Source organism: Haloarcula sp. CBA1131 (assembly GCF_008728975.1).
GTDB lineage: Archaea > Halobacteriota > Halobacteria > Halobacteriales > Haloarculaceae > Haloarcula > Haloarcula hispanica.
This window is the reverse complement of the sequence record NZ_RPCY01000001.1, coordinates 1,132,562-1,154,288: the sequence shown is the minus strand read 5'-3', so window position 1 is coordinate 1,154,288 and position 21,727 is coordinate 1,132,562. Positions and strand designations below refer to the sequence as shown.

At 64.9% G+C, this 21,727-nt stretch carries 21 protein-coding genes; 17 read left to right on the top strand and 4 right to left on the bottom strand.

Features of this window, described 5'->3' with window-relative positions; all coding sequences use genetic code 11:
• Positions 1-5 precede the first annotated feature (5 nt).
• The 4 genes from Har1131_RS05945 (at position 6) to Har1131_RS05930 (ending at position 3,713) form a co-directional block, all read left to right on the top strand.
• Positions 6-434, top strand: coding sequence for a DUF5791 family protein (locus Har1131_RS05945; protein WP_151103688.1), 429 nt, complete (start codon positions 6-8; stop codon positions 432-434).
• Positions 431-1,321, top strand: coding sequence for an SDR family oxidoreductase (locus Har1131_RS05940; protein WP_064288854.1), 891 nt, complete (start codon positions 431-433; stop codon positions 1,319-1,321). The genes Har1131_RS05945 and Har1131_RS05940 overlap by 4 nt, the downstream gene beginning before the upstream one ends.
• 49 nt (positions 1,322-1,370) lie before the next feature.
• Positions 1,371-2,555: a bifunctional oligoribonuclease/PAP phosphatase NrnA gene (locus Har1131_RS05935; protein ID WP_014041067.1), complete on the top strand. Its 1,185-nt coding sequence runs from the start codon at positions 1,371-1,373 to the stop codon at positions 2,553-2,555.
• 72 nt (positions 2,556-2,627) lie between these two features.
• Positions 2,628-3,713 carry an aldo/keto reductase gene (locus Har1131_RS05930; RefSeq protein ID WP_014041068.1) on the top strand — a complete coding sequence of 362 codons (1,086 nt, stop codon included), beginning with the start codon at positions 2,628-2,630 and terminating at the stop codon, positions 3,711-3,713.
• Here the strand turns inward: Har1131_RS05930 and Har1131_RS21650 are convergent, their stop codons facing one another.
• On the bottom strand, positions 3,714-3,884 hold the full coding sequence (locus tag Har1131_RS21650; RefSeq protein ID WP_004517187.1) for an HVO_0758 family zinc finger protein: 171 nt from the start codon (positions 3,882-3,884) through the stop codon (positions 3,714-3,716).
• Positions 3,885-4,003: 119 nt separating this feature from the next.
• Here Har1131_RS21650 and Har1131_RS05925 point away from each other — a divergent pair, with 119 nt between their 5' ends.
• The 5 genes from Har1131_RS05925 to Har1131_RS05905 all read left to right on the top strand — a co-directional run bounded on the left by Har1131_RS05925 (position 4,004) and on the right by Har1131_RS05905 (position 8,313).
• A complete protein-coding gene (locus tag Har1131_RS05925) occupies positions 4,004-5,140 on the top strand; it encodes an MFS transporter (RefSeq protein ID WP_044951980.1) in 1,137 nt (378 codons plus the stop codon).
• Positions 5,141-5,172: 32 nt separating this feature from the next.
• Entirely contained in the window at positions 5,173-5,643 is a 471-nt protein-coding gene (locus tag Har1131_RS05920; RefSeq protein ID WP_014041070.1) for a hypothetical protein, read from the top strand.
• Between the two features lie 89 nt (positions 5,644-5,732).
• Positions 5,733-6,353: a CoA pyrophosphatase gene (locus Har1131_RS05915; RefSeq protein WP_014041071.1), complete on the top strand. Its 621-nt coding sequence runs from the start codon at positions 5,733-5,735 to the stop codon at positions 6,351-6,353.
• 70 nt (positions 6,354-6,423) lie between these two features.
• Positions 6,424-7,209, top strand: a complete 786-nt coding sequence (locus Har1131_RS05910) for a luciferase (RefSeq protein ID WP_014041072.1) — start codon at positions 6,424-6,426, stop codon at positions 7,207-7,209.
• Positions 7,210-8,313, top strand: coding sequence for an FAD-binding oxidoreductase (locus tag Har1131_RS05905; protein ID WP_014041073.1), 1,104 nt, complete (start codon positions 7,210-7,212; stop codon positions 8,311-8,313). It abuts the gene before it with no gap.
• Between the two features lie 30 nt (positions 8,314-8,343).
• Here Har1131_RS05905 and Har1131_RS05900 read toward each other — a convergent pair whose 3' ends face one another.
• Together Har1131_RS05900 and Har1131_RS21645 are read right to left on the bottom strand one after the other, a co-directional pair.
• Positions 8,344-8,856, bottom strand: a complete 513-nt coding sequence (locus tag Har1131_RS05900) for an Hsp20/alpha crystallin family protein (protein WP_014041074.1) — start codon at positions 8,854-8,856, stop codon at positions 8,344-8,346.
• A complete protein-coding gene (locus Har1131_RS21645; RefSeq protein ID WP_004517194.1) occupies positions 8,853-9,011 on the bottom strand; it encodes a hypothetical protein in 159 nt (52 codons plus the stop codon). The genes Har1131_RS05900 and Har1131_RS21645 overlap by 4 nt, the downstream gene beginning before the upstream one ends.
• A gap of 105 nt (positions 9,012-9,116) precedes the next feature.
• On the opposite strand from Har1131_RS21645, the gene Har1131_RS05895 reads away from it, so the two are divergent.
• From Har1131_RS05895 to Har1131_RS05885, 3 genes are all read left to right on the top strand, one after another.
• Positions 9,117-9,914 (top strand): DUF429 domain-containing protein, encoded by a 798-nt coding sequence (locus tag Har1131_RS05895; RefSeq protein ID WP_050036946.1) that lies wholly within the window; start codon positions 9,117-9,119, stop codon positions 9,912-9,914.
• 69 nt (positions 9,915-9,983) lie between these two features.
• Entirely contained in the window at positions 9,984-11,906 is a 1,923-nt protein-coding gene (locus Har1131_RS05890; protein WP_151145476.1) for an ABC transporter ATP-binding protein, read from the top strand.
• Positions 11,907-12,178: 272 nt separating this feature from the next.
• The gene (locus Har1131_RS05885; protein ID WP_050036948.1) at positions 12,179-13,633 is read left to right on the top strand and encodes a Na+/H+ antiporter NhaC family protein; all 1,455 of its coding nucleotides are present in this window, start codon (positions 12,179-12,181) and stop codon (positions 13,631-13,633) included.
• Between the two features lie 59 nt (positions 13,634-13,692).
• On the opposite strand, the gene Har1131_RS05880 is transcribed toward Har1131_RS05885, so the two are convergent.
• Positions 13,693-14,031: a hypothetical protein gene (locus Har1131_RS05880; protein WP_004957999.1), complete on the bottom strand. Its 339-nt coding sequence runs from the start codon at positions 14,029-14,031 to the stop codon at positions 13,693-13,695.
• Positions 14,032-14,179: 148 nt separating this feature from the next.
• On the opposite strand from Har1131_RS05880, the gene Har1131_RS05875 reads away from it, so the two are divergent.
• The 5 genes from Har1131_RS05875 (at position 14,180) to Har1131_RS05855 (ending at position 21,700) form a co-directional block, all read left to right on the top strand.
• Positions 14,180-15,898 carry a radical SAM protein gene (locus Har1131_RS05875; protein ID WP_014041080.1) on the top strand — a complete coding sequence of 573 codons (1,719 nt, stop codon included), beginning with the start codon at positions 14,180-14,182 and terminating at the stop codon, positions 15,896-15,898.
• 68 nt (positions 15,899-15,966) lie between these two features.
• Complete coding sequence (locus tag Har1131_RS05870) at positions 15,967-17,784, top strand: flippase-like domain-containing protein (protein WP_014041081.1); 1,818 nt, start codon at positions 15,967-15,969, stop codon at positions 17,782-17,784.
• A 380-nt stretch (positions 17,785-18,164) separates the two neighbouring features.
• Positions 18,165-18,926 (top strand): DUF726 domain-containing protein, encoded by a 762-nt coding sequence (locus tag Har1131_RS05865; RefSeq protein WP_225308081.1) that lies wholly within the window; start codon positions 18,165-18,167, stop codon positions 18,924-18,926.
• A gap of 336 nt (positions 18,927-19,262) precedes the next feature.
• Positions 19,263-20,228 (top strand): transcription initiation factor IIB family protein, encoded by a 966-nt coding sequence (locus tag Har1131_RS05860; RefSeq protein WP_004517203.1) that lies wholly within the window; start codon positions 19,263-19,265, stop codon positions 20,226-20,228.
• A gap of 443 nt (positions 20,229-20,671) precedes the next feature.
• A complete protein-coding gene (locus Har1131_RS05855; RefSeq protein ID WP_146417001.1) occupies positions 20,672-21,700 on the top strand; it encodes a site-specific DNA-methyltransferase in 1,029 nt (342 codons plus the stop codon).
• The last annotated feature ends 27 nt before the right edge of the window (positions 21,701-21,727 follow it).

Sequence of the window (21,727 nt, the reverse complement as noted above, 5' to 3'; positions counted from 1 at the left end):
CACCCATGCTTCGAGGCGAGTTTCCGGACGCGGGCGAGCAGTCCCACGAGGAGTTACTGGCGGCCTACAGCACTGTGCTGGCCGAGACAGTCGAGACAGTCGGCATCGAGGAAATCATCGCCGAGACCGATCTCGATCAAGCGACAGTGACAGCGTTCGCCGACAGCGATATCGGCGACCGAACGCTCGATGAGGCGGTCTCGGTCCTGGCGACCCACCCGAACCGGCCGGACGCCGACGCGCTGCAGGCCGAGGCGCAAGACATCCTCCTGATGGGGATGACGACAGCCGTAATGGACGTGGAATCGCTGGCCTCCGGCATCGACGACGAACTGGAGCCGAAGGAGATCCAGCAGAAAATCGAGGGTAGATACCCGGTGACACTGGCCGAGTACGCCCTCCTGCACAGCTACATCGAGGGGGAGAAGCGGTGACGGAACGCGTCGCCATTCTAGGCTGTGGCTACGTCGGCTTGGAACTCGGACGGCAGTTGCGGAGCAGCCACGAGGTCGTGGGCGTTCGCCGGTCCGACGACGGCATCGCAGCTATAGAGGACGCCGGCTTCGAAGCGGTCCGCGCCGACGTGACCGACCCCGAGTCGCTGTCGGCGGTGCCGGACGCCGACTGGCTCGTCTTCGCCGCGAGTTCCGGCGGCAGGGGAGCTGAGGCCGCCCGCGAAGTGTACGTTGAGGGACTCCGGACGGCTATCGACCACTTCTGGTCGCGGGCGGACCCGCCCGAGCGACTGGTGTACACCTCCAGCACCGGCGTCTACGGCGACCACGACGGCGCGTGGGTCGACGAAGAGACGGGGCTGGACCCACAGACCGAGAAGACCGAGGTACTGGCCGAAGCAGAGCGCGTAGCCCGTGAGCGCCCCGTGGAACACGGCGGCCACGGCTCGGTCGCTCGCTTCGCCGGCCTGTACGGCCCGGACCGCTACCGACTGGAGCGGTACCTGGAGGGACCGGTGACGGCCGGCTACCTGAACATGGTCCACCGGGCCGACGCGGCCGGGGCCGTGCGCCACCTGCTGACGGGAGACCACCGGGAGGAAGTCGTGCTGGTCGTCGACGACGAACCCGTCGAGAAGTGGGCATTCGCCGACTGGCTGGCCGAACAGTGTGACGTCCCGTTCCCGCCGAAACAGACGACAGCGGAACGACTGGCCGACGACAGCCTCTCGGAGACGGCGAAGCGCCGTATCCAGACGAGCAAGCGATGCTCGAACAATCGGCTTCGGGAACTGGGCTACGAATTCGAGTACCCGACCTTCCGGGAGGGGTACCGCGACGCCGTCCGGGAATACCGGCAAAATTAGCTGTATCGGGGGCGAACTTTATTACTGATAGGCTGGCGAACAGCGTGGTATGACACGCGTTGCCGCCGGCGGACTCCAGATCGACGCCGCCGCGGCGTTCGCTAGCGAGAACCCCCTGCTGGTCGCTGGTGTCGCTGTGGTTCTTCTCGCCCTCCTCGGTGCCGGCATCTGGTTGCGTCGGTATCTCAGCCGAACGCCCGGCGAGCGACTGCGTCGGACGCTGACCGGCTACGACCGGATCGCGGTGTTGATGCACCCGAACCCGGACCCGGACGCGATGGCCTCCGCGCTGGCCGTCAACCAACTCGTCGCCGGCACTGATACGTCAGCGTCGTTGCTGTACCCCGGGGAGATACGCCGCCCGGAGAACCGGGCCTTCCAGACGGTGCTGGATCTGGATTTCGACCACATCGAGACTGTCGACGACATCGACGGCGAGGCAGTCGTCCTCGTCGACCACAACACGGCACGCGGCTTCCCCGGTGCCGAAGAGATAGAACCGGTCGCCGTCATCGACCACCATCCCGGCAACGGCAGCGGGGACGAGTTCACGGACATCCGGTCCGATTACGGGGCCTGTGCGACCATCTTCGCGAGCTACTTCAATCAGTTGGAGTTCGAGTTCAGCGACACACAGGGGAACGGGGGTATCGATATCGACGCGTCACCGGCAGAGACCATCCCCTGTGCGCTGGCGACGGGGCTGATGTACGGTATCCAGTCGGACACCCGGTCGCTGACCAACGGGTGTAAGTCCGAGGACTTCGCGGCTGCCGCGTACCTCTACGATGGGATGGACAGCGACCTGCTCAACCGCATCGCGAACCCGCAGGTCGACGCCGAAGTCCTCGACGTGAAATCCCGAGCCATCGGGAAACGAGAGGTGCGAGCGCCCTACGCGTTCAGTGATGTGGGCGAGGTGTCGAACACGGACGCGATTCCGCAGGCGGCGGACGAACTGGAGACGTTAGAGGGCGTCTCAGCGGTCGTCGTTGTCGGCGAGAAGAAAGGGACCATGCGCATCGCCGGGCGCTCGCGGGACGACCGGGTCCACATCGGCCGGGCGATAGAGGCCGTCGTCGACGATATCCCGATGGCCGAGGGCGGCGGCCACGCTCGGATGGGCGGCGGCAAGGTCCCGGTCGAGCACATGGCCGGCCTCGGCCCCAGTAACGGCGTTTCCCGGGAAGATTTCCGCGAGCGGGTGTTCGATGCGATGAGCGGCGAACTGTGACAGGCGACTCCTGCGCTGTCGCCGACTCCAGTGAATCTCTGTCCTTTTGTCACTGCCCGACCAACACCCGGTATGGCCACACGGGAGGCGACCTGGGCGTACCGGGACGACCACGACGAGTTCGCGCGCACGTTCTACCGGCGGTTCGGCGACGGCGTCGTCTCCAGCATCGGCATCGGAACGTACCTCGGCGACCCGACCGACGAGCGGGACGCGAGTTACCACGACGCTATCGTGACGGCACTCGAATCCGGCATCAACGTCGTCGACACGGCGATAAACTACCGTCACCAGCGCTCCGAGCGGGTCGTCGGCGACGCCGTCGCGGACGCCGAGGTGGACCGCGATGCGATTGCCGTTGCGACGAAAGGAGGGTTCATCCCGTTCGACGGAGAGCGCCCGGCGGACCCCGGCGCGTTCGTCCGGTCGGAGTACCTCGACACCGGCATCGTGGACCGCGACGACCTCGTCGCGGGCCAGCATTGCATCGCGCCCGACTACATTGACGACCAGGTCGACCGCTCGCTCGCGAATCTGGGGCTGGACACCATCGACCTCTACTACGTCCACAATCCGGAGACGCAACTGAAATCCAAGTCCCGTGAAGCGGTGTACGACCAGCTAGAGGCAACCTTCGAGCGACTGGAGGAGCGCGCTGCAGCCGGCGACATCGAGCACTACGGTGTCGCGACGTGGGAGGCGTTCCGCGTGGCCGCTGCCCACGACAGCTATCTCTCGCTGCCCGAGGTCGTCGAGCGCGCACGCGCCGCGGCAGAGACGGTCGGCAACGCGGCGACGCATCTCCGCGCGATTCAGTTGCCGTTCAACGTCTCGATGGCCGACGCGTTCACCGTCGAATCCCACGACGGCGCGGAGGGGGCGCAGTCGGCGCTGTGGTTCGCTCACGAGGCCGGGCTGGACGTGTTCACCAGCGCATCCATCATGCAGGGCAAGCTGGCCGCAGCGGTCCCAGACGACGTGGCGGCGAAGCTCTCGGGCGAGACGAGCGCACAGCGCGCCATCAACTTCGCACGCAGCGCGCCGGGCGTGACCTGCTCGCTGGTCGGCACGGGCTCGGTCGAGCACGCCCGGGAGAACGTCGATGCCGGTCGGTACGAGCCGCTCGGTGCGGACGCGTTCGACGCCGTCTTCGAGTAGCTAGCTGAGTTCCTTCCACTTACCGTCGCACTCGGGGCAGACGCGCACTTTCCCGACCTCGTCCGGGTCGTTCTCCGTCGCGAGCGGCTCGTCACAGCTGGTACAGGAGAGCCGTCCGTAGTTGTCCTTCTCGACGTCGCCGGCCCGGAGGGCCTTCCTCACTGAGTCCATACCTGCCAGTGTGCTACCCGCGTGTAAAAACCCCGTGGCGGCGTTCCGGAACGTTGTTCATGGCTTCCGGTCTATCACCGGTCGTGTCTCGTCGCCGTATCTTCGGCTCGCTGTTGGGGATGGTGTTCTGCATCAACCTCGCGAGAGTCGTCTTTGCACCACTTATCGAGCCGATCCGGGCGACGACGGGTGCGTCCGATGCGACGCTCGGACTGCTCGCAACGATGGCCTGGGCCGGGAGCGCCCTCCCGAGGCTTCCCACCGGCGTCCTGCTGACCCGGATATCGCGGGCGAAGGTCATCTTCGGCTCCGGTGTCGTGTTGACGCTCGGGACGACGTTCACCGCGTTCGCGTTCGACCCGACGTTGTTGCTCGTCGGCGCGTTCACTATGGGGCTTGCCAGCGGCGTCTACCTGACTGCGGCGAACACGCTGGTCAGCGAACTGTACCCGGAGCGGCCCGGCCGCGCCCTCGGGCAACATGGGGTCGCTTCCCAGCTCGCCGCCGTCGGCGCGCCGGCGCTGATCTCGTTCGTACTCATCGTCGGAACGTGGCGGACCGCGCTGCAGGGGATAGCGGTCGCCGCGGGACTGGTGACCATCGCGTTCACGCTCATTGCGAGACGCTCGCAACTCCCCGACGCCGGGAGCGAAGACCGCGACCTCCTCGGCGCGGCGCGCGCCCAGTGGCACATCATCGTCACCAGCGTCGCCACCATCGGCGTCGCGGGCCTGGTCTGGAACGGACTGTTCAACTTCTACGTCACCTACGCCACGAGCGTTGGGCTGTCCGCGGGGTTAGGTCGAACGCTGCTGTTGCTCGCGTTCGGCGCCGGCGTACCGGCCTTCTACGTCAGCGGTCGGCTGGCCGACCGTCTCCCGTCGATTCCGTATCTCCTGACGATTCTGGCGGCCTTTACCGGCTGTGTGCTGGTGCTCCCGTCACTGACCGGATTCTGGTCGCTGGCCGCGTTCAGCGTCGTCGTCGGCTACGTCATCCACAGCATCTTCCCGGCGGTGGACGCGTACCTGCTCGGCTCGCTCCCGGACCGCCACCGCGCGAGCGCCTACGCCACCTACGGCGCGGGAATGATGGTGATGCAGGCCCCCGGGAGCGCGCTCGTCGGCCGACTGCTTGATGCCGGCGTCACGTTTCCGACACTGCTTCGCGGCATGGGAATCGCGTTGCTCGTCGTCCTCGTTGCGATGGTGTCGCTGCACCTCGACGGTCGCCTGCCGAGCGCAGCCCGAGCCTAAAGGCTGAAGCCGCTCGGTGCCGCGTCACCTGTATGGACCTGCAACCGGACGAGCTGGCTGGCGTCGTCGACCTCTTCGGCTCGCTCACCAGAGCGGAACTCGTCGACGCCTGCGGCGAACTCGCCTTCAAGCAGGGCGTCGACGCCGACCCGGACGCGGTCGCGGCGGCCATCGACGGCGCTATCGACTCGTATCACCTCGTCGCCGTCGACGACCACGCCGCCGATACAGACGAGACGCTGCTGGTAGTCGGCCCGGTCGCGTTCCCGGCCCTGCCCGACGGCGCGGCCGACCTCCCGCATATCATGGACGTCCCGTCCCGCGACCTCGCGCGCGACGCTGTCATCGAGGCCGTCAAGTCCCGTTTCCGGGAGGACGCGGTGATGGCCGTCAAGAACGGCGACGAGGACCGCGTCGAGACACTGCTCGACGTGAGCTACGACATCGAAGCCTGGGAGAGCGTTGAAATGGACGGCCTCCGCGACCGTCTGGACGACGTGTGAGCCCGACATCCGTATTCTGCACCATTAAATCGGCTAGTTCGCAGGAGTGAGCCACCCGAATTAAGACGCTCGGGTACCTACGATGTGCTATGCAGTTCGACCGGGTCGCGGCCCACGAGCCAGTCGTCGTGGACGACGAGCCACAGGAGGCCGCCGTCATCGCCCCGGTGGTCACGCGACCCGAGGGCGAGGCGATACTGTTCACGAAACGCGCTGACCACCTGTCTGACCACCCCGGGCAGATGTCGTTCCCCGGCGGCGGCCGCGAACCCGAAGACGAGGACCTGCTGCGGACGGCGCTCCGGGAGGCCAACGAGGAGATCGGACTCGACCCGCTGGCAGTCAACGTCGTCGGCCGGCTGGACGACATCAGGACCATCACGCGCTACTCCGTGCGCCCGTTCGTCGGCCGGATCCCGGACCGCGACTATCTGCCCTCGGACGAGGAAGTCGCCGAGATCGTCCCCCTGCCGGTGTCGGAGCTGACGGACCTGGACAACTACGAGTCCGAACACCGCGACCATCCCCACTACGGCGAGATACGGCTCCACTTCTTCTACGTCGACGGCTACACCGTCTGGGGCGCGACGGCTCGGATGCTCGTCCAGTTGCTCGAACTCGCAACCGACTGGCGGATGCCGCCCGAGCCGGACCGCTACATGGAGCCGGACGACGACCTCCCGCCGAGCGTGCGCGACGAAGCTGAGTGACACAGAGTGGGTTGTGGTAGGGCCGAGAGCGACAGGATTTTGCGACCCCGAGACGTTGATCGCGTACTGGATGACCACGCTTACCGGTGCGACACTGGCGGCCGCCGGCATCGACGCGGTGGCGCTCAAGCCGACAGAAGTGGACGTGTCGCGGGCGACAGACCTCGACATCGAGACGCTCGCAATTGACTACGAGGGGGCGGCCCACGTCCCAGAACCGGACATTATCGAGCGACTGGCATCGACCGCCGACGTACGCGTCACCACGCCAGTCCGGGCCGACGGCTTCGATCCGCTGGGAGACGACAGCGGGTTCGACGCGCTGCCGGCCGGTGCGGGACACGTACTGGTCGCCGGCCACAGCGCGTATCTCTCGGAGGACGAGGCCGAACGGGCCGTCGCACCGCGGTTGCGGGCGGCCGTCGACGACGCCAGCGACCCCTGGGTCGGCACCGAGGGCATCGAACGCCTCGCGCTGGCGGTCGGGGGCACGCAGTACGAACTCCTCTCCCGGACGACGGCCCGCGACGTGCGGACGCTCCGGACGGCCGGCTTCGAGGGATCGATTGCCGTCTACGCCCCGCTGGTGCTCTCGAACAGCGAGGACGCGATGCTGGACGCCGTCGGCGACTACGCGGCCCGGCGCGGTCCGGTCCGGAACGCGCTGCCTGACGGTGCGCCGACGGACAGCCGAGCGACGGGTCGGGCCAGAGACGTACTCAAACAGGCCATCCGCGACTACGCGCTCGTCGGCTCCGTCGAGACAGTCGCCGAGCGAACCGAGCGACTCCACGACATCGGCGTCGACACAATTGTCGGCTATCCGGCGCGTGGGCTTGACCCCTTCCTCTCGTAAATGAACGTCGCCGTCGTCGGCGGCGGGGCCGTCGGTCTGTCGACCGCACTGACGCTGGGCCGTCACGGCGCGTCGGTCACGGTGTTCGAACGCGATGAACTGGGCAGCGGTGCGAGCGGCCGCGCCGCCGGCCTCTGCTACGACGCCTTCGCCGACGACGTGGACGCGGCCGTCGCCGCGGACGCGATCACTCGCTACCGCGACCTGGACCTGTTCGAGCCCCAGCCCTACGTCTGGGTCGCACGAGACGAGAGCGACGCCGCGGCCGTCCGCGAGCAGATCGCGGGGATGCAGCGAAACGGCGTCGCGGTCGAAGCGCTCACGCCGGCGGAACTCGGCGACCGCTACCCGGCGCTGGACACGAGCGGCATCGAGGTGGCCGGCCTCGCCAGCGACGCCGGCGTGCTCGACCCGGACGCTGTGGTAGCCACGCTCGCCGAAACAGCCCGCGAAGCGGGCTCGACCATCGAAACGGAAACCCCGGTCTCGCTCGCGTCGCCGACGACCGTCGAAACGCCGGACGAAACGCGGACGTTCGACGCGGTAGTGGTCGCGGCCGGCCCACAGACGAAGCCACTCGTTGCCGACATCGGCGTCTCGCTTGCGCTGAAAGCTTACCGGGCGCAGGCGCTCGTGACCGAGCCGGTCGACGCCGCGTTGCCATCGTTCTACGACGCGACGCGTGAGTTCTACTGGCGGTCGAAAGCCGACGCGCTGCTGGTCGGCGACGGCGCACACGAGGTCGACCCGACGGAGTGGAACCCGGAGGCTGACGCCGAGTTCGTCACTCGGAGCCTCGACCGTGTCGAGCAGTCAACGGCGCTCTCGCCGGCTTGTGACCGAGCCTGGTCTGGTCTGTGTACAGCGACGCCAGACGGCGCGCCGCTGGCCGGGCAGGTCGCCGACGGGCTCTGGGTGGCGACCGGCTGGCAGGGCCACGGGCTCATGCGCGCGCCAGCGATGGGCGACTATCTCGCCGCAGACGTTCTCAATCGCCCGAATCCGCTCTCCGAGCATTTGCCCGACCGGGTCGACCCAACGCGGTTCGACGGCTCCGAAGAGTTCGCCGCGCTGGACGACCCGACGCGTGACTGGGACGAGTAAATGCGCTGTGAGAAAGTGTATACGCTCCAATCAGGAGTCGTCTTCGCCCTCGTCAGCTGATTCGGCTTCGCCTTCGACATCGGTATTTGCATCCGCTTCGGTTCCCCCGTCAGTCCCGCTGTCGTCGGTTTCAACGCCCACATCCGTTGCCGCGTCCTCGTCGTGCCCAGGCTCAGCCTTCGGGACGCGGACGTGGAGCGTGCCGTTGCTCTTGAGTGTGGCCTGGGCCGTCTCCGGGTCGACAGCGGCGTCGCTCGGCAGGGTGACGCTTCCGTCGAGCGCGAGCCCGCGGCCGGGGTAGCGCATCTCGAAGCCCTCGTAGAAGTCACGGAAGCGGTCGATGCGGACCTCCACGCGGTCGTCGACGTACCGGACCTGAATGTCCGACGCCGTCGTGCCGGGCGCGTCGAAGACGACGAGGTAGGCGTCGTCCGACTCCAGCAGGTCCGAGGCCAGCGGCTTGTTCTCCTGCACCCGGCCGGCGGCCCGGCCGATGTTCTCGAAGATCGCGTCGCTGATCGAGGAGCCGATGTCCCGCATCATAGTTCCACTTCGTCGAGACAGTCCGTCCCGCCACAGTACGGACAGGAGAACGCCGCGAGTTCGACATCGTCCGGCATATCGTACGTGTAGTGCATCTCGAACATGTCGAGTTCGCAGCTGTCGTCCGTGCAGACGACCTCCATAGTGGCTGGCATACTATTCCGTTGGTCCGTCGGGGACAAACCCCTTACGGACGGGGAAGGGGCCACCCCGTTCGTGCCAGTCCCAACATTGATACCGTCACCGGCGTACTCGGGTGTATGAGTAAACGCGTCCTCGGGGTGGATTTCAGCGGCGCAGCGACCGCTGGCGACGCGCTCTGGGTCACCGAGGCGATCCCGACGGAAGACGGGCTGACGATTCAACGGTGCTACCGCGGGACGGACGAATGGGGCCGGGACCGTGAAGCGGCTCACGCTGGCCTTTTCGATCGCATCACCGACGATGATGTGGGCGCTGTCGGGCTGGATTTCCCGTTCAGTCTGCCACAGGCGCTGCTTGACGCGCAGTGCGGGGGGACCTGGGACGGCTTCGTCGACTGGCTTGCGAGCGGTAGCGGCCCGACTGACCCGGGGTCACTCTCAGAGGCGTGCCGGCACACCGCGGAGATGGCGACCGGCAACCGGGACCTGCGCCGGGAGACGGATTTCCGCCGCGGGGTGCTGTGTCCCTACACGAATCGGACGCGCAGTATGACCTTCTACGGCGTCCGGGACGTACTCGGAAAACTGCGAGACGACGACGCGACAGCCGTCGTGCCGATGCAGGGCTGGGATGCCGACACGCTGGTCGCGGAGGTGTACCCCGCGGCGACGTTCGGCTGGCTGGGCTGCTACCGCGAGGGGTACAAGAACGTCGATGACCCCCGGCAGCGCCGAGAGGCAAACGTCGCAGCGGTCGAAGCCTGTAGCGTTACGGTCGGCGATCACCGCGACACCTACCTCGGGAACCACGACGCGCTGGACTCGCTGGCCGCCGTGGTTTCGGCGGGCCGGCTGGCCGACGGTGCCGGACCGCCCGTCTCGGGTCCCGACAGTGAAGGCTGTATCTACGTTTGACGACGCAGTGAAGTCACCGTCTCCGGGTCGAAGCCCGGCATATATCAGTTTCCGGACCAACTAGCGTCTATGCCTGACGACCAGGGCGGCTTCGAGGGCGTCCGCGAGAACGTCGACGGCCACCCGATGGTCAACCTCGTCGGCTACGCCACCCCCTACTGGCTCCGTCTGCTCGTCGGCATTCTGGCGGCGTTCTGTACCCGGTTCGCCCGCCTCGTGCCGCCGATAATCGTCGCCGCGGCCATCGACCGTGTCGTCCTCAGCAGCGGCGAGCCGGGGCTGCTGACGGATGCCGGCCTGTTGCCGCCCGGCCAAATCACGGGCGAAGCCGCCCGTATCGCGTTCCTCCAGCGGCTGGTCGCCATCGCAGCCATCGCCTATCTCCTTCGGTCGGCGACGCGCTTTGCCTCCAGATATCTCCTCCAGTCGAGCGCCCAGAAGATACAGCGGGACCTCCGGAACGACACCTACGACCACCTGCAACACCTCTCGCTGTCCTTCTTTGCGAACCACCAGACCGGCGGGATGATGTCGATACTCAACAGCGACATCAACCGGCTGGAATCGTTCCTCAACACGGAGTTCCGCCAGATGATTCGGGTGGTGGCGACCGTCGGCGGTATCGCGGTCATCCTCTATCGGTACTCTCCGAAACTGGCGCTCATCGCGCTCGGCCCGGTGCCACTCATCGGCATCGCCAGCGGCTTCTTCCTCACCTGGATCGAGCCGAAATACCGCTCCATCCGCCAGACAGTGTCCCGGCTCAACACCCGGTTAGAGAACAACCTCAGCGGCGCGCCAGTCATCAAAGCGTTCGACCGCTACGACTTCGAGCGCAAGCGGGTGACCGACCAGAGCCAGGAGTATCACGACCAGAAGGTAGCCGCCCTGCGTATCCGCCGGGCCTTTTTCGCCGGCCTGCGACTGCTTACTGGTATCGCGTTCGTCCTGATTCTGTACGTCGCCGGGATGGACTTCATCACGGCTCCCGAGAGCGAAGCGGCGCTGTCGACCGGGGCGTTTGCCCTGTTTTTCCTGTATATCCGCCGGCTGTACTCGCCGATGCGCCGAATCGGGCGCTCCGCAAACAAGTACCAGCTCGCCAAGTCCAGCGCCGAGCGCGTGTTCGGGCTGCTGGGTCAGGACCCCGAAGTCACCGACCCCGCAGACCCGTACGAACCCGACAACATCGACGGGTCGGTCGAGTTCGACGACGTGACGTTCGGCTACGGTGACGAACCGCCGGTCGTCCGCGACGTGTCGCTTGACGTGCCCGATGGCGCGACAATCGGCCTTGCTGGGGCGACCGGAGCCGGCAAATCGACCTTGCTGAAACTGGTGCCGCGGTTCCACGACGTGGATGCTGGTGCGGTCCGGGTGGATGGCGTCGACGTGCGCGAGTACGGCCTCCAGAGCCTCAGGGGCGAAATCGCCATCGTCGAACAACAGCCGTACCTGTTCTCGGGGACCGTCGCCGAGAACATCGCCTACGGCGACCACGAGGTACTCGACGCCGAACAGTTGGACGAGGAGACCGAAGAGGTCGGCTGGGAGACCGCACGCGACCGTGTCCGCGATGCGGCGAAAGCCGCACAGGCCCACGAGTTCATTCAAGACTTGCCGGATGGGTACGACACGCAGATCGGCGAGCGGGGCATCAAACTCTCGGGCGGCCAGCGGCAGCGGGTCGCCATCGCTCGCGCTCTGCTGAACGACCCCGAGATCATCATCTTCGACGAGGCGACCAGCGACGTGGACACGGAGACGGAAGACCGGATTCAGGAGAGCATCGAACAGTTGGTCGCGGACCGCACCGCCTTCGTCATCGCCCACCGCCTCTCGACAATTCAGGACGCGGACCGTATTGTCGTGATGGACGACGGGGAAATCGTCGAACGGGGTAGCCACGCTGACCTGCTCGCGGTCGACGGCGATTACGCCGATCTCTGGCACGCCCAGGCCGACGACCGAACGGTCAGCGCCGACAACTGAGACTGCGTCTGTTCGGCCGCCGCCGGTACTGGGTCAGCAGCGCCGAGATGCCCTAGTACCGTCGAGAACCCATTGAGTAGCCCGTTAAGCCCGGTCCACACCAACCAGCGTGAGCCGCTGGAGGGACGCATACTAAGTGCACATTAGTCCCGCTTTGCGTCTGTGATAGTGGTACTTGATAACAGTGCCTTCGAAAGAGATACTTTCTCATATGCACTACAGAGATATTATCGCTCTTTTTAATACATATGAGTTATTAGGTCGGCGTAAGCGTGACATCACTCACTCTCGAACCGCTGACGTACGAGGACATCCCGTCGGAGCGCCGTCCCGGGGTACTCCAAGCGTTGGTCCCCGTACTCGGTGTCGTTCTGTTCCTCGGCATCGGGTCCGGGTATCTGAAGCTGGCCCCACACGGGCCGTTGCTCTGGAGCATCGTGCTGACTGGCGCAGTCGGGAAATACTGGCTCGGCTACTCGTGGGACGACCTCTACGAGGGGCTCGCGGACAGTCTGCTGATGGGACTGCAGGCTATTCTCATTCTGTTCGTTATCTACGGGCTCATCGCGACGTGGGTCAGCGCGGGGACTATTCCCGGGCTGATGTACTACGGGCTCTCGATACTGACACCGGACGTGTTCCTGCCGGCGACAGCGCTGCTTGCGATGGTCGTCGCGTTCTCCATCGGATCGTCCTGGACGACGGCTGGCACCCTCGGCGTGGCCTTCATCGGCATCGGCTCCGGTCTCGGCGTGCCAACACCGATGACTGCCGGTGCCATCCTCTCGGGTGCCTACGCGGGCGACAAACAGTCCCCCCTCTCGGATACGACGAACCTCGCGGCCGCCGTGACGAACACCGACCTCTACGACCACATCCGGGCGATGCGCAACGGGACCGTGCTGGCGTTTGGTCTCTCAGTCCTGCTCTACGCTGCGCTGGGGCTGCGTACTGTCGGTGAAATCCCAACCGGGCGTGTCGCCGAAATACAGGGCGCACTCGCGGGCAGCTACGACCTCTCGGTGCTGGTACTCCTCCCGCTCGTTGTCACCTTCGGGCTGGCGCTGTACGGGATCCCCGCGCTCCCGACGCTGGTCGCCGGGGTCTTTGCCGGGACCTTCACGACCATCTTCGTTCAGGGCCGGTCGTTCACTGCCGCCTGGACCGTCTTTCTCGACGGGACGGCCCCTGAGACAGGGATGGACCTCGTGAACGACCTGCTGGCAAGCGGTGGCATCTCGGGGTCGGCCTGGACGATTGCTGTCGTCGTTGCGGCCCTCAGTCTCGGCGGACTCCTCGAACGGACCGGCGTCCTCGCCGTGCTCGCACACCACCTTGCGACTGCTGTCCGCGGCCCGCGCAGCCTTGTCGTCGGGACCGGCGTTTCGGCGATTTTCGTCAACGCCTTTTCCGCCCAGCAGTACATGAGCATCGTCGTTCCCGGACTCACGCTCCGGAACCTCTACGACGAGTACGGCCTGGCCAGCGACGACCTCTCACAGGCTATCGAATCCGCCGGAACCCCGACCGGCGCGCTCTTCCCGTGGCACGCCGGTGCCGTCTATATGTCCGCAGTCTTCGGGGTCGGAACGCTTGCCTACGCCCCGTACTACTTCTTCGCGTTCCTCTCGCCGCTGATCCTGTTTGCGACAACGCTGTTCGGCGGACGGTATGACGGGTCCCAACAAGCTGATTCAGCCCCGTCGTCTGCTGTCGCCGACGACTGAGTTCGTCTGCCCCCGGGTGATTCTGTCACTGCATCATCCCCTCCGGAAGCGCCGCTGGCCTACATCCGTTCGACAGTGAGATTGCGGTCCTCACAGAACGTTTCGAGTCGACGCCTGACCTTTCGAACCTCCTCGGATTCACGACCACCCGCATCGGCTGTCAATCCGTATCCACCGCCGCCAGCGATGATCGTCACCTCGCAAGTTGTCTCATCTATTAGCTCCAGCACGGTCGTCGCCTGTACCTCAGTGAGTTCCATGCGGTAGTGGTTCTCCGTAACCGCCACAACGAACCCGTTGCCGTCATACAGCTCGCGGGAATCTTCGGCGATATCGTGGAACGCTCTGGGCAGCGTGCTGGCCCCTTCGCCACGGACCGTAAATTCGACCCGTTCCATACACATCCATGGCACGGGCTGGGAGAAAGTGATTTTGTACCATGGGTGGCCGTGGTGCTGACTACGCCCTCTTTAGCTCGCACATGACCGTTCCTGTTTCCACGGCCGACCAGACACGGTTTTAGGCATCGAACGTCAAGCGAGGGGTATGACTGACCCCGAGACGCTCGACGTGACCATCGTCGACGGCTACGTCGACGAGCCCGCACACTTCGGGGTGCCGCCGTACATCTCGACGTACCCGCGGTACGCCGCCGGCGCGCTCGTCGATGCCGGCGTCCCCCGCAAGCAGATAACGTATCACACTATCGACGAACTCCGGGAGGACAACGCAGTCTGGCGAGACGTTGAGGCCGCCGACCTCATGGTGTACGTCGGCGGGATGACCGTCCCCGGCAAGTACGTCGGTGGGACGCCGGCCGAACCCGACGAGGTACGGGAACTCGCGTGGACGGCCGACGGGACTTCCATCATGGGCGGTCCGGTCCGATTCGGCGTCGGCGAGGCCAACGAGGGCGCGAGCGAGACGGCCCGCGACGACCTCGATTTCGACTTCCTGGCGATGGCGGACGTCGAGGCCGCAGTGTTCGACCTCGTGGACTCCGGCCTGGAGGGGTTCAACGACCGGTACCGTGACATCGAAGAGGAGACACGGTGGGCCCGCGCCGGCGCGTTCGTTGTCGAACAGCATCCGAATCACCCTGACTACCTCATCTGCGAGATGGAGACTTCCCGGGGCTGTCCGTACCGGTGTTCCTTCTGTACGGAGCCGATGTACGGCAACCCGGACTTCCGGCCGCCCGAGAGTGTTGTCGATGAAGTCGATGCCCTCTCGGACCGCGGCGTGAAGCACTTCCGACTGGGCCGGCAGGCCGATATCCTGGCCTACGGCGGTGACGGTGAGGCACCGAATCCCGACGCCCTGCGGCGGCTCTACGGCGGTATCCGCGACGTTGCGCCGGACCTTGAGACGCTGCATCTCGACAATATGAATCCCATCACGGTTGTGAAGTGGCCCGAGAAGGCTCGCGAGGGGATTCGCATCATCGCCGAGCACAACACGCCCGGCGACACCGCCGCGTTCGGCCTGGAGTCGGCCGACCCGAACGTGATGAGCGACAACAACCTCAACGTCACCGCCGACCAGTGTTTCGAGGCGGTGAAAATCGTCAACGAGGTGGCTGGCTGGCGACCCGGAGGAGATAAAGACACTGCCCCCAACTTTGGCGACGACGCCGCTCGGCGGCTCCCCAAACTCCTGCCCGGTATCAATCTCGTCCACGGGCTGAAAGGCGAGACGCGGGAGACCTTCGAGCACAACAAGCGGTTCCTCCAGCGGGTGTACGACGAGGGGCTCATGCTCCGGCGGGTGAACATCCGGCAGGTGATGGCCTTCGAGGGGACCGACATGGCCGACACCGGCGCAGAAATCGCTAAGGACCACAAACAACTGTTCAAGCAGTACAAACAGGAGGTCCGTGAGACCATCGATAACCCGATGCTCCAGCGGGTCGCACCACCGGGGACGGTACTCCCCGACGTGCATCTGGAGTATCATCAGGACGGCAAGACGTTCGGCCGACAACTTGGGACCTACCCGCTCCTCGTGGGCATCCCTGGCGAGCGCGAACTCGGCAGCGTCGTCGACATCGCAGTCACCGACCACGGCTATCGGTCGGTCACCGGCGTTCCCTACCCACTTGATCTCAACAGCGCGTCGATGAACGAACTCACCGCGATTCCCGGTATCGGCCGGAGCACCGCCGGCGACGTGGTGGTAAACAGACCCTACGAGTCGGTCGGAGATATCGACGTCGCGTCAATCGAGCGGTTCGCAACCACCCAGTCGCAGGAAGGCGCTGACTAACAGCCGGTTTGGTCCCGAAAGCATACCGAACGGAAAGTACTTTTCACTCCGGGGATGACCAAGAGCGTATGACTGCGGTCGAGGTGAGCGTCGTTCTCCCTGCCTACAACGAGGCAGACACCATCGAGCAGACGGTCTCGATAACGCTGGAGACGCTCGCCTCGTTTCTCCCCGAAGACGCGTACGAAGTCATCGTCGCGGAGGACGGCTGCTCGGACCGCACACCCGAAATCGCGACGCGACTCGCGAACGAGGACAGTCGGATCCGACACGTCCACAGCGACGACCGCCTCGGACGCGGCGGCGCGTTAGAGTACGCCTTCGACCAGGCCGACGGCGACACACTGGTGTATTTCGATACCGATCTGGCGACGGATATGTCGCATCTCGAAGAACTGGTCAACGCCGTCCGAATCGACGGCTACGACGTGGCGACGGGGTCACGGTGGATGCCCGAAAACCGAGCCGACCGGCCCGCAAAGCGTGGCATTCCGAGCTTCGGCTATAACACGCTCGTTCGGACGGTCCTCCGCTCGGATCTTAAGGACCATCAGTGCGGGTTCAAGTCGTTCGACCGGCAGGCACTGGAAACGCTGTTACCCATCGTTCAGGACGAGCACTGGTTCTGGGACACGGAACTGCTCGTGAAGGCCCAGCGCAACGGCTATCGGGTGAAGGAGTTCCCCGTCGACTGGACGCCGAAGGGCGATTCGAAGGTCGACATCGTCCGGGACGTGTTTGGCATGGGCAGTCAGATACTCCGGACCTTCTGGGAACTGTCGGTTAGCCCCCGGATTACACGCGAGGTGTCGCTCGGCGCGGGGACGATGCTGGTCGTCGTCGCACTCCTGTTGATGACGCAGTATCTCGACCCCGACCGCGTGCTCGCGGAGATGGCGGGCGCAGCGCCGGAAATCGTCGCGCTGAGCGCCGTCGTCTATGCCGTCTCGTGGCCGCTCCGGGGTATTCGCTACCGGGACATCCTCGTCTCGATGGGGTATCGGGAGCGGTGGGGCTTCCTGACGGGTGCAATATTTATCAGCCAGACCGGGAATCTCGTGTTTCCGGCGCGGGCCGGTGATGCGGTTCGGGCGTACGTCATCAAGGCCCGGCGTTCGATTCCGTACCCCTCCGGGTTCGCGTCGCTGGCCGTCGAGCGCGTGTTCGACCTGCTGACGATCACGCTGCTTGCCGGCGTCGTCATGATCGGGCTGGCTGTAACGGGGTCGGCCGAGCAGTTGCTGACCGCGCTGACTGGTGATACCGTCGGCGGCGACGCGGCCAGCAGCGGGCGAACTGCCGTGGCCGTGGCCAGCGGCGTCGGCCTCGCGGCGATCGGGGCGGTGGTGGCTATCGTCGCCAGTGCCCGGAGCGACCGGAACTTCGTCCGGGCGGTCATCGGGCGGCTGAGCAGCGACTCCTACGCCGACTACGTCGCCGGCGTCATCGAAGGGTTCGTCGGCGACGTACAGACGGTGGCTGCCGACGGGTCGGCCTTCACCCGTGTCGGCATCGGAAGCCTCCTCATTTGGACGTTCGACGTGATAACGGCCCTGATCGTCTTCGCGGCCTTCGGATACAGCCTGACGCCGTCGCTGGTGGCCGTTGGCTTCTTCGCGGTCAGCGTCGGGAACCTCGCAAAGGTCCTGCCGCTGACGCCCGGCGGTGTCGGCCTCTACGAGGGTGCGTTCACCGTCATCGTCGCGTCCCTGACGCCGGTCGGCGTCGCCGCGGCTATCGGCGTCGCTATCGTCGACCATGCGGTCAAGAACGTCGTCACCATCATCGGCGGCGTCGCATCGATGGCCTGGCTCAACGTCTCACTGACGACGGCCGTCGAGGAGTCCCAGTCCGCCGACGCTATCGAACCGGAAACAAACGACTGAGCGCATTCTGACGCGCCCCGAAATAGCACTCCGTCGCTACTGGGATTGCGCTGGTAATACTCGGGACAGTACAACAGCACTCTACTGAGATTGCTCTTCTAGAGTAACAATTGAAACGATTTCCACACTGATCACACTGCCGTCCTGCGATCCGGTGTGCATTGATTTTCAGTGGCTACTGTAGCTACCAGTCTCCAGAGCGGCGTATTTCTTTACTAATATTATAAATAAGGGCCCTTTTACCAACAACGTTAATTATAATAGTTAATATTATATAATACGGAAAACTACGCAGTTCTGCTATGTTTCAACGTAGCATACAATCGAGCGAACTGGGCAGGCAAACGCGACGCAGTTTCCTCAAGGCCTCGACCGGTGCTGTGGCATCGGTAGCAGCACTCGGTACGAGTGGCGCTGTACGGGGCGGCAAGTTCGGCGGTGATGACGGAGAGTACACAGCTCCAGCGGAGTTCCCACTCGTTTCGACGCGTGATCAGTTCACTGACGACGCTGAACTGAAGTCCGAGTATACAGAGACAGAGTACGAAACAGTGGGGGATTGGGAGTCGACCCGGGCCAGCGACGATACGGAACTCGTCATCTTCGTCCACGGCTGGAGTCTCGGAGAGACGGATGCCAGAAACGCCGCCTACACCTGCCAGATCGGGCTTGAAGAGAACGAGTACGACCAGTTCACCGTGGGGTTCACCTGGGATGCCGATAAGGGCGACGGCATCGGCTGGAGCGAGGGTGTCGCCATCGCCAAACAGAACGGTCCGAAGCTCGCACAGTGGGTTGCCGACCACAACGACAGCGGTGGGCTTCCAGTCCGGGTAATCGGACATTCGCTCGGCGCAAAGGTGGCTGTTGAAACGATGGCGTCGCTTCACGAGCGTGGACGCGAAGACGCAGTCGAGTCGGTGACGTTACTGGGTGGCGCTATCGGTGAATCCGTCGTTGAGCTCGACGAGGCATACGGCGAGTCCATCGAGTACGCCACCACGTCCTTCGACAACTTCCACAAGGACGACGACGCGGTGCTGGGGACTGCATTCAGTGCTGCCGAGTGGGCGGAAGCGGTCGGTGAAACGGGTGTGCAGAGTCCCGATGACGCCCCGAGAACTACACCGAGCACGATGTAACAGAAACCGTTGCGGACCACAATTCATACTACGAGCCTGGCGAAGGGTGTCTGCCCACTGTCGTTGAGACGTTCGAGTAGAGAGGGACGTGGCGGCGGTGACGCTACCAGTTGTATACGATTATAACCGGGTTGTGGGAAATCAGTCAAAAATACCCGGCAGCTATTATATGAATGGTCATGCGACTAATGCACAAACGTGGGTTTCGTGACGTGTATCGGTGGTCTCCATGACAATACCGGAATGTTTTAATGACTTTCGTTCGAATACAGTGTTACCGACTGCCTCCGGGTTCTGTGATGTCTCCCACCCGGTGAGCACCCGCCTTCGCAACCAATGAGTGAACACACACGGACGCGACAGCAACACGAGGAACAGACGACTGAGTCGACGGAATCGGAGAGCACTGCGTGCCCGGAGTGCAGTGGCTCGCTCGTCATCGACGACGAACACGGCGAAACGGTCTGTGAGGACTGTGGCCTCGTCGTCGAGTCCGACGAAATCGACCGCGGCCCCGAGTGGCGCGCATTCGACTCCAGCGAGAAAGACGAGAAGTCCCGCGTCGGCGCACCGACGACGAACATGATGCACGACAAGGGCCTCTCGACGAACATCGACTGGCGCGACAAGGACGCCTACGGCAACTCCCTCTCTGGCAAACAACGCCAGAAGATGCAGCGTCTCCGCAAGTGGAACGAGCGGTTCCGCACTCGCGACTCCAAGGAGCGCAACCTCAAGCAGGCCCTCGGTGAAATCGACCGTATGGCCTCCGCGCTCGGACTGCCAGAAAACGTCCGCGAGACGGCCAGCGTCATCTACCGCCGCGCGCTGGACGAGGACCTGCTCCCCGGCCGCTCCATCGAGGGCGTTTCGACGGCGTCCGTCTACGCCGCCGCGCGACAGGCTGGCGTCCCACGCTCGCTCGACGAGATTACGGAGGTCTCCCGCGTCGAGAAGAGCGAAATCGCCCGGACCTACCGCTACGTCGTCCGCGAACTCTCGCTCGAAGTCCGCCCCGCGGACCCCGAGAGCTACGTCCCGCGGTTTGCCTCCTCGCTGGAACTGTCTGACGAGGCCGAACACCGCGCCCGCCAGCTCCTCCAGAACGCCAAGGAACAGGGCGTCCACTCCGGCAAGTCCCCGGTCGGCCTCGCCGCTGCCGCAGTGTACGCGGCCGCCCTGCTGACCAACGAGAAGACGACCCAGGCTGCCGTCTCCGAGGTCGCCGACATCTCCGAGGTCACCATCCGCAACCGCTACCACGAACTGCTGGAAGCCGAGCAGGACCTCCCCGTCGCGTAATTCGCGTTGAATCGCTGTGAGAATCAGTTTTTGTTTGATGTTTCAAGCGGAGTATTTGCTACTGCAGCGGACAGTCTGAACAGCCAGAAAGCCCCGGCCGGCTGAACTCGGGGGACTCGCTGTGGTCCTCGCTCGCCATGCTCACTGCGGTCCTTACTTCGTCCGCCTTCGTTCAGCCGCCCGCCCCTTTCAGTCCCACCCGATGTCAGATGGCCAATCAGCTACGGGTGGGAGTGAAAGGGGCCGACCCGCTCCGGGAACCTCAGCGATGTAAGCACCTACTGGAGCGCAACGAGCCGGGGGACCGAAGCGGGTCGGGAGCTTTCTGGCTGTTTTCGGACGGTATTTCAAAATAAGGCACGGCCACCACAGAGCGACACACATCAACGACTCCCCCGACCGATAACCGCAAGACTAGAGTCGTCTCATCTGCTGGGACCGGTATGGAGACGACACACCGGGTTCGAACCGGTGACGCCCGTACGCTTGAGTGTCCCGACGACAGCGTCGAATTGGTGGTCACGTCCCCTCCGTACCCGATGATCGAGATGTGGGACGACATCTTCGCGGACCTGGACCCCGACATCGGGGCGGCGCTGGACCGCGGCGACGGTGACCGAGCGTTCACACTGATGCACGACGTGCTCGATGCGGTCTGGGCAGAGCTGAAACGCGTGCTGGTTCCCGGCGGCATCGCCTGCATCAACGTCGGGGACGCGACGCGGTCCCTGGAGGACGGCTTCCGCTCCTACCCCAACCACGCCGAAATAACCAACCGGCTGACCGACCACGGCCTGCGCGCGCTTCCCGATATTCTGTGGCGCAAACCGACCAACAGCGGCGCGAAGTTCATGGGCTCGGGGATGGTGCCGCCGAACGCCTATCCGACCCTGGAACACGAGCACATCCTCGTGTTCCGCAACGGGGAGCGCCGCCGCCTCGAACCCGGCGCGGACCGTCGCTACGAGAGCGCCTATTTTTGGGAGGAACGCAACGAGTGGTTCTCCGACCTCTGGGAACTGCCCGGCGAGACGCAGGGCATCGACGACGGGCTCCGGGACCGCTCGGGTGCCTTCCCGCTGACCGTGCCATACCGGCTCATCTCGATGTTCTCGGTGTACGGTGACACCGTACTCGACCCGTTCCTCGGGACCGGGACGACGACGCTGGCAGCGATGGTCACCGGCCGGAACTCGGTCGGAGTGGACCGCGACCCGGACCTGCTGTCGGCGCTCGAAGACCGGGTCGCGGCCGCCCCGGAACGCTCTCGGACCATCGCTCAGGAGCGTCTCACCGACCACCGCTCGTGGGTAGAGCAACGGCGTGCCGACGGGAAAGAGCCGGGCTACGAGGCCGAACAGTACGACTTCGCGGTCAATACGAAACAGGAGCAACGGATTCAGTTCTACGCGGTCGACTCCGTCACGACGACCGATGACGGCTTCCGGGCCGCCCACGAGCCGGTCGAGTAAGCGCGGCTTTTTGTGTGGCTCCGTCGA

What these genes read in the sequence shown, in the direction of transcription:
- Har1131_RS05945 (WP_151103688.1), top strand. Translation starts at nt 6, where the DNA reads ATGCTTCGAGGCGAGTTTCCGGACGCGGGCGAGCAGTCCCACGAGGAG.
- Har1131_RS05935 (WP_014041067.1), top strand. Translation starts at nt 1,371, where the DNA reads ATGACACGCGTTGCCGCCGGCGGACTCCAGATCGACGCCGCCGCGGCG.
- Har1131_RS05930 (WP_014041068.1), top strand. Translation starts at nt 2,628, where the DNA reads ATGGCCACACGGGAGGCGACCTGGGCGTACCGGGACGACCACGACGAG.
- Har1131_RS21650 (WP_004517187.1), bottom strand. Translation starts at nt 3,884, where the DNA reads ATGGACTCAGTGAGGAAGGCCCTCCGGGCCGGCGACGTCGAGAAGGAC.
- Har1131_RS05925 (WP_044951980.1), top strand. Translation starts at nt 4,004, where the DNA reads ATGGTGTTCTGCATCAACCTCGCGAGAGTCGTCTTTGCACCACTTATC.
- Har1131_RS05920 (WP_014041070.1), top strand. Translation starts at nt 5,173, where the DNA reads ATGGACCTGCAACCGGACGAGCTGGCTGGCGTCGTCGACCTCTTCGGC.
- Har1131_RS05915 (WP_014041071.1), top strand. Translation starts at nt 5,733, where the DNA reads ATGCAGTTCGACCGGGTCGCGGCCCACGAGCCAGTCGTCGTGGACGAC.
- Har1131_RS05910 (WP_014041072.1), top strand. Translation starts at nt 6,424, where the DNA reads ATGACCACGCTTACCGGTGCGACACTGGCGGCCGCCGGCATCGACGCG.
- Har1131_RS05905 (WP_014041073.1), top strand. Translation starts at nt 7,210, where the DNA reads ATGAACGTCGCCGTCGTCGGCGGCGGGGCCGTCGGTCTGTCGACCGCA.
- Har1131_RS05900 (WP_014041074.1), bottom strand. Translation starts at nt 8,856, where the DNA reads ATGATGCGGGACATCGGCTCCTCGATCAGCGACGCGATCTTCGAGAAC.
- Har1131_RS21645 (WP_004517194.1), bottom strand. Translation starts at nt 9,011, where the DNA reads ATGCCAGCCACTATGGAGGTCGTCTGCACGGACGACAGCTGCGAACTC.
- Har1131_RS05895 (WP_050036946.1), top strand. Translation starts at nt 9,117, where the DNA reads ATGAGTAAACGCGTCCTCGGGGTGGATTTCAGCGGCGCAGCGACCGCT.
- Har1131_RS05890 (WP_151145476.1), top strand. Translation starts at nt 9,984, where the DNA reads ATGCCTGACGACCAGGGCGGCTTCGAGGGCGTCCGCGAGAACGTCGAC.
- Har1131_RS05880 (WP_004957999.1), bottom strand. Translation starts at nt 14,031, where the DNA reads ATGGAACGGGTCGAATTTACGGTCCGTGGCGAAGGGGCCAGCACGCTG.
- Har1131_RS05875 (WP_014041080.1), top strand. Translation starts at nt 14,180, where the DNA reads ATGACTGACCCCGAGACGCTCGACGTGACCATCGTCGACGGCTACGTC.
- Har1131_RS05870 (WP_014041081.1), top strand. Translation starts at nt 15,967, where the DNA reads ATGACTGCGGTCGAGGTGAGCGTCGTTCTCCCTGCCTACAACGAGGCA.
- Har1131_RS05860 (WP_004517203.1), top strand. Translation starts at nt 19,263, where the DNA reads ATGAGTGAACACACACGGACGCGACAGCAACACGAGGAACAGACGACT.
- Har1131_RS05855 (WP_146417001.1), top strand. Translation starts at nt 20,672, where the DNA reads ATGGAGACGACACACCGGGTTCGAACCGGTGACGCCCGTACGCTTGAG.